At 67.9% G+C, this 14,858-nt stretch carries 9 protein-coding genes; 6 read left to right on the top strand and 3 right to left on the bottom strand.

The features are described from left to right. Positions 1-4: 4 nt before the first annotated feature. Entirely contained in the window at positions 5-2,974 is a 2,970-nt protein-coding gene (locus M8A51_RS08100; protein ID WP_251777701.1) for a formate dehydrogenase subunit alpha, read from the bottom strand. Positions 2,975-3,024: 50 nt separating this feature from the next. Then, on the bottom strand, positions 3,025-3,231 hold the full coding sequence (locus M8A51_RS08095) for a formate dehydrogenase (protein ID WP_251777700.1): 207 nt from the start codon (positions 3,229-3,231) through the stop codon (positions 3,025-3,027). A 505-nt stretch (positions 3,232-3,736) separates the two neighbouring features. Here M8A51_RS08095 and M8A51_RS08090 point away from each other — a divergent pair. From M8A51_RS08090 to M8A51_RS08075, 4 genes are read left to right on the top strand one after another with little or no spacing between them, the layout of a single operon-like run. After that, positions 3,737-4,189 carry an Hsp20/alpha crystallin family protein gene (locus M8A51_RS08090; RefSeq protein WP_251777699.1) on the top strand — a complete coding sequence of 151 codons (453 nt, stop codon included), beginning with the start codon at positions 3,737-3,739 and terminating at the stop codon, positions 4,187-4,189. 32 nt (positions 4,190-4,221) lie between these two features. Beyond that, positions 4,222-4,593: an Hsp20/alpha crystallin family protein gene (locus M8A51_RS08085; RefSeq protein WP_251777698.1), complete on the top strand. Its 372-nt coding sequence runs from the start codon at positions 4,222-4,224 to the stop codon at positions 4,591-4,593. A 54-nt stretch (positions 4,594-4,647) separates the two neighbouring features. Next, entirely contained in the window at positions 4,648-6,021 is a 1,374-nt protein-coding gene (locus M8A51_RS08080) for a sigma-54-dependent transcriptional regulator (RefSeq protein ID WP_251777697.1), read from the top strand. A gap of 13 nt (positions 6,022-6,034) precedes the next feature. Then, positions 6,035-8,011, top strand: coding sequence for a sensor histidine kinase (locus M8A51_RS08075; protein WP_368408529.1), 1,977 nt, complete (start codon positions 6,035-6,037; stop codon positions 8,009-8,011). A gap of 59 nt (positions 8,012-8,070) precedes the next feature. On the opposite strand, the gene M8A51_RS08070 is transcribed toward M8A51_RS08075, so the two are convergent. Beyond that, complete coding sequence (locus tag M8A51_RS08070; RefSeq protein ID WP_251777696.1) at positions 8,071-12,096, bottom strand: hypothetical protein; 4,026 nt, start codon at positions 12,094-12,096, stop codon at positions 8,071-8,073. Positions 12,097-12,309: 213 nt separating this feature from the next. Here M8A51_RS08070 and M8A51_RS08065 point away from each other — a divergent pair, with 213 nt between their 5' ends. Together M8A51_RS08065 and M8A51_RS08060 are read left to right on the top strand one after the other, a co-directional pair. Further along, on the top strand, positions 12,310-12,978 hold the full coding sequence (locus tag M8A51_RS08065; RefSeq protein WP_251777695.1) for a response regulator transcription factor: 669 nt from the start codon (positions 12,310-12,312) through the stop codon (positions 12,976-12,978). Between the two features lie 56 nt (positions 12,979-13,034). Further along, positions 13,035-14,849, top strand: a complete 1,815-nt coding sequence (locus M8A51_RS08060; protein WP_251777694.1) for a sensor histidine kinase — start codon at positions 13,035-13,037, stop codon at positions 14,847-14,849. Positions 14,850-14,858: the final 9 nt, after the last annotated feature.

The raw sequence follows: 14,858 nt of genomic DNA, 5'->3' as shown, positions 1-14,858 counted from the left end.
TGCTTCAGGCCGTGGCCTTCTCGATCTGGCACACCGTGGTCTTGGTCTCTTGCATCATCGTGACGCTGTCGTAGCCGTAGGTGGTCGCGGTGTTGACGGCTTCACCGCGCACCACCGGCGCCGCGCCCTGCGGGTAGTACTGCAGCAGGTCGTTGCCCTGCCAGCGCCCCGAGAAGTGGAACGGCAGGAACACGGTGTTGCGGTCGACCCGCTCCGTCACCAGCGCCTTGACGCGCAAGCGCGCGCCGGTGGGCGTCTTCACCCACACCGCCTCGCCGTCGCGGATGCCGCGATCGTTGGCGGCGGCCGGATTGATCTCGACGAACATCTCCTGCTGCAATTCGGCCAGCCAGGGATTGGAGCGCGTCTCCTCGCCGCCGCCCTCGTACTCGACCAGGCGCCCGGAGGTCATGACCAGCGGGTAGGTCTTGCCGATGTCCTTGTTCTGCTCCTGCAGCGTCTTGTAGAGCGTCGGCAGCCGCCAGAAGGCCTTCTTGTCGTCGTGCGTGGGGTACTTGGCCACCATGTCGGCACGCGGCGAATAGATCGGTTCGCGGTGCTGCGGAATCGGGTCGGGGAAGTTCCACACCACCGCTCGCGCCTTGGCATTGCCGAACGGGTGGCAGCCGTGGTTCTTCATCGTCACCCGGATGATCCCGCCCGACGGGTCGGTCTTCCAGTTCTTGCCCTCGGCCGCCTTCTGCTCGGCCTCGGTCAGCTCGCCCCACCAGCCCAGCTTCTTCAGCAGCACGTGGTCGAACTCGGGGTAGCCGGTGGTGATGTCGGCGCCCTTCGAATGCGAGCCGTCGGCCGCCAGCAGCGACACGCCGTCGCGCTCGACACCGAAGTTGGCGCGGAAGTTGCCGCCGCCGTCCATCACGTGGCGCGAGGTGTCGTAGAGGTTGGGCGACCCCGGGTGCTTGAGTTCCGGCGTGCCGAAACACGGCCAGGGCAGGCCGAAGTAGTCGCCGTCGAGCGAGTAGCCTGTGTCCTTGTCGACGCCACCCCGGGCGCGCAGGCTCTTGACGTCGAAGACGTGCATGTTGCGCATGTGGGCTTTCAGCCGCTCCGGGCTCTGGCCGGTGTAGCCGATGGTCCAGACGCTGCGGTTGATCTCGCGCAGGATCGACTCGGGCTCGGGCTCGAGCAGGCCGGCCTTGGCCGGCACCATCTTGTAGTTCTTGACCAGCTCCTTGCCGAAGCCCAGCTTGTCGGCGAGCTGGTACATGATCATGTGGTCGCTGCGCGACTCCCACAGCGGCTCGATGACCTGCTCGCGCCACTGCAGCGAGCGGTTCGAGGCGGTGCACGAGCCCGAGGTCTCGAACTGCGTGCACGCCGGCAGCAGGTAGACCGCGCGGTTGGGGTTCAGGTCTTCGGCCTTGCCGGGCATCGCCGCCATCGCCGCCGTGGCCGACGGGAAGGGATCGACGACGACCAGCAGGTCCAGCTTGTCCATCGCCGTCTTCATCTCGAGGCCGCGGCTTTGCGAGTTCGGCGCATGGCCCCAGAAGAACAGCGCCTTCAGGTTCGAGTCCTGGTCGATCAGCTCGTTCTTCTCGAGCACGCCGTCGACCCAGCGCGAGACGGTCATGCCGGACTTGCCCATCATGCCCGGCGCGTATTGCTGCTTGATCCAGTCGAAGTCGACGTTCCAGACCTTGGCGAAGTGCTTCCAGGAGCCCTCGGCCAGCCCGTAGTAGCCGGGCAGCGAATCGGGGTTGGGGCCGACGTCGGTGGCGCCCTGCACGTTGTCGTGGCCGCGGAAGATGTTGGCGCCGCCGCCCGACACGCCGATGTTGCCGAGCGCCAGCTGCAGGATGCAGGATGCGCGCACCATCGCGTTGCCGATCGAGTGCTGCGTCTGGCCCATGCACCAGACGATGGTGCTCGGCCGGTTCTTGGCCATCGTCTCGGCCACCTTCAGGCAGGTGGCCTCGTCGACGCCGCAGACCTCCAGCACCTTGTCGGGGGTCCACTTGGCCAGCACGTCCTCGCGCACCTTGTCCATGCCGTAGACGCGGTCCTCGATGTACTTCTTGTCTTCCCAGCCGTTCTTGAAGATGTGATGCAGCACGCCGAACAGGAAGGGGATGTCGGTGCCCGAGCGGATGCGCACGTAGTCGTCGGCCTTGGCCGCCGTGCGCGTGAAGCGCGGGTCGACGACGATCATCTTGCAGCCCGTTTCCTTGGCGTGCAGCATGTGCAGCATGGACACCGGGTGCGCCTCGGCGGCATTGGAGCCGATGTACAGCGCCGCCTTCGAGTTCTGCATGTCGTTGTACGAGTTGGTCATCGCGCCGTAACCCCACGTGTTCGCGACGCCGGCGACCGTGGTGGAGTGGCAGATGCGGGCCTGGTGGTCGCAGTTGTTGCTGCCCCACAGGCTCATCCACTTGCGCAGCAGGTACGACTGCTCGTTGTTGTGCTTCGACGAGCCGACCACGAACAGCGCGTCGGGGCCGCTGGTCTTCTTCAGGTCCAGCAGCCGGGCGCTGATCTCGTCGAGGGCCTGGTCCCAGCTGATGCGCTGGTACTTGCCGTCGACCAGCTTCATCGGGTACTTCAGGCGGTATTCGCCGTGGCCGTGCTCGCGCACCGCCGCGCCCTTCGCACAGTGCGCGCCGAGGTTGATCGGCGAGTCGAACACCGGCTCCTGCCGCACCCAGACGCCGTTTTCGACCACGGCGTCGATTGCGCAGCCCACCGAGCAGTGGCCGCACACGGTGCGCTTGACCTCGACCTTGGCCGCGGTGCCGTCGGCGGCCTTCGGCGCGTCGGCCGCGCGGGCCTTGCGCACCAGCGTCAATTGCGACGCGGCGAGCCCTGCGCCGACACCGATGCCGGAGCGGCGCAGGAAGGCGCGCCGGTCCATCGTCGGCACGGTGCGCGACAGGCCGCGCGCCAGGCTGGACACGAGGGTGGAGCCACGGGCGGCGTCGGCCGGCCCGGTCGATTTGCGGGTGAGCAGCATGATGTCTCCTGGCGGCTGCTGGGGACGGCGTCGGGCGAAGGCGCGCGCCTTCAGACGCGCGCTGTCTGGTAGTAGCGCTGTACGTGTTCGGTGAGCTGGTAGCCCTTGCGGCCGGGGTCGGCAGGCTCGGGCGGGGCTGCCACGGCTTCGGGTTCGGGCGCCTGCGGCACGAGAGCCGCTACGGCGGCCACGGCGGTTGCCGCTCCCGCACCGGCGAACAGGCGCCGCCGGGAAATCTGCGCATCTGGCTGGCTCATGGTCTTCTCCTGGACCTGCTTCGCTGTGGCGCGGCGTGCGACTCGTGGAGGGCGAAGCTGAATCATCCTATCGGCCTTGGCACCCGATTGCACGCCGCCGCGTACGCAGTTCGCGCGCAGCCAGGCAGAAACCACTGCTGCATCGCAGCATTGATGCTTCTCGCTGCCGCCGCTGTTCGAGCCGAAGCGGGTTCCGTGCCAGGCACCGTCGCCGTCGCTGCCGCAACGGGCGCTCCTCGGGTCGCCGGCCGCGTCCCTGCGCGGCCCCCACCCTGCTCCCGTCCCGTATGCGACAAATTGTCGCGGCTTGGTGGCGACAACTTGTCGGCTGCACCGCAGCATGGGTGCCTATGCAATTCGTTGCATACCCTACTGGATCACTTAGCTTTTTCGTCATCGGCAGGGCTCTTGAAACGCAGGCGGCAGCTCCTATCTCGCTTGTCAGATGCCGGCGCGCCGTGTCACGCCGGACCCGGCATCGAAACTGTCGAATGGAGGAACCGTCATGTATGAATCGATGCTCAGCTTCCCGGGCAGCCTGTTCGGAGAATTCGACCGTCTGCGCCGGGAGATGAACGACATCTTCGGCACGGCCGGCCTGCCGGCCAGCATCCGCTCGGTGGCGCCGGGCTCCTACCCCGCGCTGAACATCGGCAACACGCCGACCAGTGTCGAGGTCTACGCCTTCGCGCCCGGGCTCGACGCGTCGAAGATCGAGGTCTCGCTCGATCGCGGCGTGCTGACGCTCGCCGGCGAACGCTCGCCGGACCTGCCGCAGCCGGAAGGCAAGGCCACGGTCTACACCCGCGAACGCGTGGGTGGCAAGTTCAAGCGCGCGATCAGTCTGCCGCAGGACATCGACCCCTCGCGGGTCAGTGCCACATATCGTGACGGCGTGCTGCGCGTCAGTGTCGCGCGCCGCGAATCGGCTCAACCCCGGCGCATCGCGGTGCAGTGAGACGCGCCGACCAGATTCAGGAGAAATGCATCATGAATGACCGCCAACTCGCCAAACCGGGCGACACCGAAGTGCGCGCCATGGTGCCGCGCGTCGACGTGCTGGAGGACGATACCGGCATCACCCTGCTGGCCGACCTGCCCGGCGTGCCGAAGGAGCAGCTGGAACTGAAGGTCGAAGGCGACACCCTGCACATCGAAGGCGGCATGGCCCCGCAGCTGCCCGAAGGGCTGGAACCCGTGTACGCCGAAGTGCGCGTACCGCGCTATCGCCGCTCGTTCACGCTCAGCCGCGAGCTGGACGGGGCGCGCATCGAGGCCAACCTGAAGAACGGTGTGCTGGAGCTGCGCATCCCCAAGCAGGAACACGCGCAACCGCGCCGCATCGAGGTACAGGTCCACTAGGGCCTGTGTAGGGCTACCATCGCGGTCGCGGGCCCTTGACGCCCAGCGACCGCCGTGACCCTCCTCGCCCCCTCCACCGACCGCGCCGCCGACGCCTGGCGGCACAGCAGCGTGCTCGTCGTCGACGACGAACAGGGCATGCGCAACTTCCTCGAGAAGACGCTGGCACCCCGCTGCGGCGAGGTGCACGGCGCCGACAGCGCGGAAAGCGCCGAGGCACTGGCGCGCACGCACCGCTATGACCTGGTGATCCTGGACATCGCGCTGCCGGGCAAGAACGGGATTGCGCTGCTGCGCGAATTGCGCGAGCACGGCTACTCGGGCGAAGTGATCCTGATCACGGCGTTCGCCGACCTGGACACGGCGATCGAAGCGCTGCGTGCCGGCGCGTCGGACTTCATCCTCAAGCCTTTTCGCGTGACGCAGCTGCTGAACTCGGTGCAGCAGTGCCTCGAACGTTCGCGGCTGGCGCGCGAGAACTACGTGCTGCGGCGCACCATCTCGCAGCGCACACCGCCGTTCGCGGGGCTGGTGGGCCAGTCGACCCAGATGGTGGACTTGCAGCGCTCGCTGCTGCGCGTCGCGCAGGTCACCAGCACGGTGTTGTTGAGCGGCGAGTCGGGCACCGGCAAGGAACTCGCGGCGCTGGCACTGCACCGTCACAGCCCGCGCGCGAACGGCCCCTTCGTGCCGGTCAACTGCGCGGTGATGTCGCCCGAGCTGATCGAGAGCGAACTCTTCGGCCACGCCAAGGGCGCCTTCACCGGTGCGACGAAAAGCCGCGACGGGCTGTTCTATTACGCGCAGGGCGGCACGCTGTTCCTCGACGAGATCGGCGAGCTGCCGCTGACACTGCAGGCGACGCTGCTGCGCGTGCTCGACGACCGGCGCATCCGCCCGGTGGGCAGCGAGCAGCAGGTGCCGGTGGACGTGCGCATCATCGCTGCGACCAACCGCTCGCTTGCCGCGGAAGTCGCCGCCGGCCGCTTCCGCGCCGACCTGTACTACCGGCTGCAAGTGGTCGAGATCGCACTGCCGTCGCTGCGCGAGCACAAGCAGGACATCCCGGCGCTGGTGGAGCACTTCATCACCACGCTGGCGCCGCAGCTCGGCGTCGAGCCGATCGAGGTCACGTCCGAGGAACTGGACTACCTGCAGCAATATCACTGGCCCGGCAACGTGCGCGAGCTGCGCAACCTGATCGAGCGTTCGCTGATCCTCGGCTCGCTCAACGTCTCGGCGCTGTACCAGGGTCTGCCGCCGGCACCGCCGGCTGCCGGCAAAGCCACCGACCTGCACACGCTGGAAAAGCAGCACATCCTCTCGGTGCTGGAGTCGGTGCAGGGCGACAAAACGCGCGCCGCCCGGCTGCTCGGCATCTCGCGGCGCACGCTGGAGCGGCGCTGCGCGGAATGGTCGCTGTCGTGAGACGTCGCGTGTGGTGAAGTTCGAGCGCCTGCCCATTCGCGCCAAGCTGCTGTGGATGGTGCTGCTGCCGCTGGCGGTGGTGCTACCGCTGCTCGGCGTGATCCTGCTGTGGTGGAGCGATACCGCGATCGACCGCCTGCTGATCACCAAGGTGCGCAGCGATCTCGCTGTCGCACAAGGCTATTTCGAGCGTGTGCTCGGCGAGGTGGGCGCCGGCACCGACGCCGTGGCGCAATCGCACCCCTTGCACCTCACGCTGGCGCAAGGCACCTCACCGCAAATGCAGGCGCTGCTGCAGCGCTTCCAGCAACGGGCAGCGCTGGACTTCCTGAACGTCTACGACGCGTCCGGCCGGCTGGTCGCGGCAAGTTGGGGGGCGCCGGCCTCCACGGTGCAGGCACTCGATCGCGCTCCGGTGTCCGACGGGCCGCCGCAGGCCAGCGTCGAGTTGCTGGGCTTCGAGGAAGTCCGCCGCATCGCCCCACCGCTGGCCGAGCGGCTGGGCATTCCACTGGTGCCGACCGAAGGCGCGGCTCCGACCGACCGGCGCACCGAGGATCGCGCCCTGCTGGTGCTGGCGACGGCACCGGTGCTCGCCCCGGACGGCCGCCTGCTGGCGCAGGTGCGCGGTGGCGTGCTGCTGAACCGCAACCTCGGTTTCATCGACCACATCAACGAGATCGTCTACCCGGAAGGCTCGCTGCCCTTCGGCAGCCAGGGCACGGCCACGCTGTTCCTCGAGGACGTGCGCATCACCACCAACGTGCGCCTGTTCGGCAAGGAGCGCGCGATCGGCACGCGCGTCTCGCAGGCCGTGCGCGACGCCGTGCTCGGCCGCGGCAGCACCTGGCTCGACCGCGCTTTTGTCGTCAACGACTGGTACGTGTCCGCCTATCAGCCACTGCAGGACCGCCAGGGTCGGCGCGTCGGCATGCTCTATGTCGGCTACCTGGAACGGCCGTTCACGCTGGTCAAGTACGCCGCGCTGGCCAGCATCGGCGTGATCTTCTTCGGTGTCATGGTCGGCGCTGCCTGGGTGTCGCTGCGGCTGGCTCGCGGCATCTTCCAGCCGATCGAGCAGATGGCGCGCACGATGAGCGCGGTCGAGGCCGGCCATCCGCGAGCGCGCGTCGGCCCGGTCGCGTCGCACGACGAGATCGGCCGGCTGGCCGGCCACCTCGACCACCTGCTCGACGTCGTCGACGACAAGACCCGTGCGCTGCAGCGCTGGGGCGAAGAACTCGACCGCAAGGTGGCGGAGCGCACCCGCGACCTCGAACTGGCACAGCAGCAGCTGGTGAAAAGCGAGAAGCTCGCCGCGATCGGACAGTTGACGGCCAGCGTCGCGCACGAGGTGAACAACCCGATCGCGGTGATCCAGGGCAATCTCGACCTCGTGCGCGAGCTGCTCGGCCCGCATGCGCAGCGCGTGGCCCCCGAGCTGAAGCTGATGGACGAGCAGATCGAACGCATGCGCCTGATCGTCACGCAGCTGCTGCAGTTCGCCCGCCCCACCGAATACGCAGGCTATGTCGAGGCGGTCGACGTGCACGAAGCGCTGGAAGCCAGCCTGGTGCTGGCCAGCCACCTGCTCGCGAAGACGAAGATTCAGGTCGAACGCGATTTGCAGGCCACGCGGCCGGTGGGAATCAACCGGCAGGAACTGCAGCAGGTGCTGATCAACCTGATCGTCAATGCCGTGCAGGCCATGCCCGAGGGCGGCGTGCTGCGCCTGTCGGCGCGCGACTGGAGCGACGTCGGCGTGGTCGTCGAGGTGGCCGACACCGGGCCGGGGCTGAGCGAGGAGCTGCTCGCGGAGCTGTTCCAGCCGTTCGTCACACGCAAGAAGGACGGCACCGGCCTGGGCCTGTGGATCAGCCGCTCCATCGTGGAGCGGTATGGAGGCGACCTGAAAGGAACGAATCGGCCGGAAGGGGGAGCGCTGTTTTCAGTCTGGGTTCGAGGGGAGCCGTTCGACGGTGCGGCTTGAGGGACCGCCACGTCTTGCCGCAGCCCCCCGCGGCCGGCTCGCCGCGAACGGCGCCCGGTTCATGTCTCCTCCACCCAGGGCTGGAACCAGCTGTAGGGGATGTCGAGATTGCGCTCCGGTCCTGCCGGCGGTGTGACCGCCTTCAACGCCAGCGGCCCGAGCGCCAGGCTTTCGATGGCCGCAGGTCCCTCGTAGAGCGGCAGGGTGTTGCCGTCGCCGTCCTTCAAAGTGAGCGTATAGCGCGGGAATTCGTCGTGGTGGCACGTCACCTTCGCCGTCCAGGTGCCGATGCTGCTGGGTTGGATGCGCACGGTGAAGTCGAAGTTGATCTCGGAGCCCATCCATTGATCGAGCGGTTCATACAGCGAGTCTCTCCACCAGTCGAACCAGCCTTGCACGGCGGCGCCGAGGCCGCCGACGACATCGTCCACGCCGAGCTTTTCTGCCAGCACGGTCAGGACGCCCTGTTCGGCACTCGCCCGCTCCGCAATGTCGGCCAGGGTGTCCTGCGCCTGCCCGAGAAGGTCGTATGCCACGCCGACCCAGCTCATCGGCAACTTGGGCGAGCCCGTGAGCGAGACGACGTACGCGCCTTCCGCATCGATTTCGGCATGCCCGGCGAGTCGAGAGTTGTCGAACATCGTCTTGATGTTGGTGGGGCTCATGCCTGCCGCAGCCCACCAAGGCATCTCCGCGTTGCGCTCGACATGCGTGAGCGCGCCATACCGGACCTCGGTGGAATTGGGCAGCACGCTGTAGTTGAGCTGGCCGTTCTCGACCAGCACACCCACCTCGATCGAAAGCCAATGGTCGCCGATGATGGCGGGCAGCATCGCTGCCTGCAGCAACCGGATCAGTGCTCCCATCTTCTCAATGAGGAAGTCGAGCGTTTCCTGGCTGATCAGGCCCTCGGCGCCGAGCAGATCGATCAACGCCGACAAACCCTCGTAGATCAGCACGATCTCGCCCAGCCCGGGAACGGTGAGCGTCGCGAGATAGGTCAGCGCTTCGGTCAGCCCGGCTGTGTCCTCCGCGTCGAAGCCGACCTGCTCCTGCCAGCCAAGCATGATCTCCAAGGGCGTGGCGAGCAGAGTCGGCAGGTCCTGCGGGATCGCATTCCTGGCTGCGAAAGCCGGTGCCATCAGCACGCACGGATAAGGTACGGTGAGGTCGAGCACGAAATGCCGCTGCGGGGGGGCATCCTCCTCGTCCTCCTCGGGCTGCGGGACGGGCGCGGGTTCCGGTGCAGGCGGGGGGACGGGGGTCGGCTGCGGATCGGGTGGGGGCGCCGGCGTGGGCGTGGGCGCTGGCGGGTTGCCGGGCCCAGGCGACGGTGCGGGAGACGGTGCGGGAGACGAGGACGGCGCGGGTGCGGGCGCCTGCGGCTTCAGCAGGCCGGCGTTCATCAAGGCGCCGGTCATCGACGCCGAGGAAGCGACGTCGGCCGCCGTGGCGAACGCCTGCTGTGCAGCATTGAGCGCTGCCTGGTGCGCCGCGAGGGAGGCCGCGGTGGCAGCGTTCAGCGCGCCGATGTTCTCACCGCCGAAGCTCATGTCGCGAAAGATGTTGGCAGCCTGCAGCAGGCCCAGCGTGGCGCCGATGCCGGTCGGGTCTGGCATCGGGTTGGGTTGAACCAGATTGACGATCGGCGCGTCGAGCTGCCCGGGGGTGGGCGCGGACGTCGAGGTGTGCTGCCCGGCCTGCAGCGCCGCGATGGCGGGAGGAAGGAGCGGAATCGGCGATTCCTGCCAGTTCCAGAACCGCGTCAGGTCCAGCTTCTCCGCCGCATTGGAACGGCCGAGCACGGCTTCGGCGAACACACCGCCCGTGGGCAGCGGCACCAGGTCGTCGCGCTGGCTGTCGGGCCCGGTCAGGCCCCACTCGTCCAGTTCCTTCAGCCACGCGGCCTTGCCCGCGTTGTCGAGCAGCATCCTGAACACGGCGTGCGTGCCGGTCACTGCCAACAGACGCGGGTCGACTGTCGACAGCAGCGGGCGGCCCTGGTAGCGATACTGCGCGAGCAATGCGGAAAGCGTGGTCGTGTCCACGCGCTCCCAGATGCGGGCGGTGTACCAGGCCGCTTCGGCGATCAGGTGGGCACGCGCGAGGGCCAGATCGGTGGCGCTGACGTCCCCGCCCACGACCACCAGCGCCACCAGTTGAAGATGTTCCAGGTTGGGCTGCGCGCCGGCGGTCGGCATGGTGATGCGATAGCGCTCGGTGATGCTGCCTGCGGCGATGCCGAGTTCGAGCTGCACCTCGCTGGCGCCGAGTTCGGGAGGGATGAGTACGACCAACGACTCCACGTCCAGCACCGGCCGGTCCAGCGAAGTGCCGGCCAGGCTCACGGCCATGCCGTCGCTGAATGTCACGGTCACCGGGATACTGGTATCGCCCGCCTTGGCGGAGACCGTCTTGAACAGCGCGGTCGGCGTCACGCGCAGGGGGCCGGGAATCTCGGCCGCTGCAGTCGGATTGAACGAGTCCCACGAGGTGGGCGTGCCATTCACTTCCACGCCCGTCCAGCTGCCCGTGTCCAACCTGCGGGTTCTGTCGGCGGGCGCGAGTCCGGACGGGCCCTGAGGCGCGGAGGCCAGGCTCGGCAAGCGCTCGTAGCGAGCGCCGTTCACCGGTGCGACCAACGAGGTTCGTACCGGCATGCGGAGCATCTTGGCAAGGTGCGGGTCGCGGGCCACCTGCCGCAGGATCGGCGCGAACCGTTCGATCATCGCGTCATCTGAAAAATCGAGCGGCGTGATGGGCACGAACGCGCACTTCTCGGCACGGGCCACGCGCAGCGACACGCGATAGACCTGCACCACTTCGTAGTACAGAACGGACAGCGCGTGCATGTGGTTGTAGTTGGCGACCACGCGGGTCTGCAAGGTCTCACTGGTCGACTCGCGCACCTCCTGCACCACCGATGCCCGCCGGCTGCGCGCCGATGTGGCGTGCTGTTGCGTCGACTCGGTGATGTTCTGCGCGTACTCGGCAAACGTCTCCCGCGTGCCGGCCGTGTAAGTCACGGTGGTCGATTCCCCCGACGTGTTCGACGCCCCCGCTCCTGCACCAAAGCCGAGCGCCGCTGTGATGGAGGCCAGAACGGGCGTGTCGGGAATGGGAATCAACGCGCCCAGCCCCCCGGCGCCGCCGCCGGTGACCGCAGCGCCGGCCGTCGTCGAATGGGTGGAGGTGTTCGAGAACCCGTTCTGCACCTCGCTGGTCACGCCATGCGTCACCTCTGACAGGGCCCGTTTCTGCTCGGTGGAGGCCGACAGGGATTCGAGCTGATCGATGGATTCCGCCGTCGACGCCGACAGGGTGCGCGTCCAGTCCACGACGGCGATCATGGTGGCCTCGCCGGGAGCCAGCGCCAGCGAGTGCAGCAGGTTGCCCAGCACCAGCCCCTGGCCGAACCACACCTGCTCCCAGGTGACGTAGGCGCCGTAGCCGAAACCGCTTGCGGCGTCCGAGGTCACCAGGCTGAGGTCCAGACCGCCTGCCTTTTCGAGCGGGATGCCGTCCTCGGCATCGGCCAGCTTGCGCAGCAGGATGCTGCGGTAGTACGCTCGGTCGGTCGGGTACTGCCCATTGGCGGGCAGCAGGTCGGCCGGTGTCGACCCGTCATCGGGTTGAGGCGGTGCCTCCAGCCCGGCCGCCAGCTGCACGATCTCCTTGGCGTTGCGGTAGGGCTGCCAACCGGCCAGTTCGCCGATGGTATGCAGATCGAACTGCTGTGCCAGTTGAGACTCGACCTGCGGCCCCACTGCGCTGAGCAACGCCGTCCGCTGCAGCGGCCATTGCTCGACCGGCAACTGCGTCCCGCTTCCCTGTACGAGATCGCTGCCGACGCGGCCCAGGCGATGGAAAGGGTGCGAGGTGTCCTGCGCGGCACGCACCAGTTCCTCCGCGGCCATGAAGGCCGAGGCATGCGCAAGGTCGAAAATGCTGACGATGCCCAGGCGACGCAGCAGGCCGGCCCCCGGCAGGTCGATGCCGACGAAGGCCGTGACCGGTACGGACAGAAGGTCTTGGTACTCGGTTCGCTGCCACGCAGTGTGCAAGGCGGATCTCGGGTCGATCATGGCGTGTTCTCCCTGTGTTGCGAATCACGATGCAGGCGATCGCGACGCGGCCGCCATGCCGTGCCAGTGTGTGAAGCGCCACACCGGTTGACCATCGCATGGACGTGCGACCCCCAAACGGGGGAAGTGCGCCGCAAGATCGCCGCAGCGCCTGGAACATCCATCGGCCGCTGACTACACTGCCTGTCACTGCGGGCATTCATCACGACGCCGATGCAAGACATCCTGCTGGTCGAGGACGACGTGGCAACGCGCTCGCGGTTGCAGCATCTGCTGTCCGGCCGGCCGGGTGCCCGCGTCGCAGCCGCATGCTCGACGCTGAGTGACGCGCTCGACTGGCTCGCGTCGCACCGGCCCGACGTCGTGCTTGTCGACCTGGGCCTGCCCGACGGCTCCGGCCTGGACGTGATCCGCTTTGCAGCGGCCCGCCACCCCGGCTGCGACATCCTGGTGATCACCGTGTTCGGCGACGCCGCGCACGTGGTGGCCGCGATCGAGGCGGGAGCGACCGGCTACCTGCTGAAAGACTCGAGTCTCGACCACATCAACGAGCATCTACGGTACTTGCGTCTGGGCGGATCGCCGCTGTCGCCCCGCGTGGCCCGACTGCTCATTCGACGCCGGTCGGTCGCGGCGCCGCACGGCGAGCCGACGCCGCCGCCCGAGAGCCAACCGCTGTCCGACCGCGAACTGGAGGTGCTGACGGGCATTGCCAAGGGCTTCAGTTATTCGGAAGTGGCCGAGGCGCTGGTCATCTCCGCCAACACCGTGCGTACGCATGTGCGCCGCATCTACGAGAAGCTCGCGGTGAACTCGGGCAGCGAAGCCGTCTACGAGTACAACCGGTGGCGCGCGGCGCGCGGGCATCCCCCGCTGTGCTGAAGCCGAGGGGCGAAGCAGGCGCCAGGGCGCCTGCAGCAACGAACTGGCTCGCAGTCTTGCTTCTGCCGCCGCTGTGCGCCTGTCAGCCGCCGCCGGCGCCCGGCGGCCTGCGGCTCATCGAGGCGCAATCGCAGGAGAGCGGCAAGACGAACGGCGCCGCTCCATCCGCTGCGGCGACCTGGCGCGCGACGACACTGCCCGACAACTGGGACGGGCAGCGCCCCGGATACGAAGGTCACGTACGCTACCGGCTCACCTTCGACACATCGAGCCTGGCGGCGGGCCGGCTGGGGGTGTACCTGCCCGCGGTCGGAATGAACGCCTACCCGCTGGTCAACGGCGTGTCGCTCGGTGCGGTGGGGCGAATGCAGCCGCCCGTCACTCGCCATTTCTACACGCCGCTGCTGTGGGAGCTTCCACGAGGGCTGTTGAAGCCGGGGAACAACGAATTGACGGTGGTGGTGGCAGGCCACCCCGGATACCGGTGCGGCCTTGCCCCCGTGGAAATCGGCCCCTATGACTCCCTGTACCGTGCCTGGCAGATACGCGGCTGGCTGCAGAACACCGGCACCCTCGTGACGTCCACTCTCATCGGTGCACTCGGCGTGTACGTCTTGCTGCTGTGGCTGCGTGAAAGGAACAACCGCGTGTTCGGCTGGTTTGGTCTGGCTGCGGTCGTGTGGGGGGTGCGCAACCTCAACTACGTGATCACCGATCCGCCGTTGCCGTCGCTGCTATGGAGCCAGCTCACCGTGGCCGGCGCAGCGGTGTTCCAGGGGCTGTTTGCGCTGTTCACGCTGCACTACTGCGAGTCGGTCGATCCCGACGATCGCGCGCCCCGCTGGCTGGCACCGGCCCTGCTCGCGTACATGGCCGCCGCGCTCGTATGGTTCGTTGCCGCACCCGGTTTTGCCCAGTCGCGTGCGGGCTTCGTGCCTTTTGCCGTACTGGGCCTGGCCATCACGGCATGGAGCCAATGGCGGCTGGTGCGGCTGGCCGTCCGGCAGCGCCGAGCGGAAGTCGTCGCCATCGCAATGAGCGGCCTCCTCTACCTTGCGCTGGTGCTGCACGATTTCGCGATTGCGCGCGACATTCACAGTGTGGGCGAGGTCTTCCTCCGGCAATACGCATCGCTGCCGCTGTTCCTGTCGATCGGCTGGATGCTCACGCGCCGCTATCTCGATGCGCTCGAGGAGGCGCGCTCGGCATCTGCGCTGCTGCAGTCTCGGGTCGAAGAGCAGCGCAAGCTGCTGGAGCGCAACTTCCAGCAACTGCGCGCCGCCGAGCGCGAGCAGGCTCAGGCGGCCGAGCGTGACCGAGTGATGCGCGAACTGCACGACGGACTCGGCCTGCATCTCATCACGGCGTACGAGCAGTGCCAGCGCGCCGAGGTCGACCGGTCGAACATTGCCGAATCCCTGCAGGACTGCCTGACCGACTTGCGCGTGGCGATCGACTCGCTTGCGCCTGAAGAACGGGACCCGCTCGCCGTGCTGGGCAGCCTGCGCTTTCGCATGGCCCCCAGACTGGAGGCCTTCGGCATGCAGCTGCACTGGGAGGTGGACGGCGACGTCCCTGAACTGCCCGACCTGGATGCGGCACGGGCACTGCACCTGTTGCGACTGGTCCAGGAGGCCCTGACCAACGCATTGAGGCACAGCGGCGCAAAAACCGTGACGCTACGCGTGGAGGGGCAGACGGCGTCGGTGACAGTCATCGTGCGTGACGATGGGCGCGGCTTCGACCCCGGTCGGCCCGGCGGTCGCGGCCTTGCTCACATGCGGCAGCGTGCACGGCAGATCGGCGGGCAATTGAGCGTGAGGACGGGGCCTGAAGGCTCGGAAGTGAGACTCGAGATTCCTGTGTCGTGAGGCCGGCGT

Source organism: Caldimonas mangrovi (assembly GCF_023721835.1).
Lineage (GTDB): Bacteria > Pseudomonadota > Gammaproteobacteria > Burkholderiales > Burkholderiaceae_C > Caldimonas > Caldimonas mangrovi.
The sequence above is the reverse complement of the archived record's forward strand: the minus strand, read 5'-3'. Positions and strand labels throughout refer to the sequence as shown.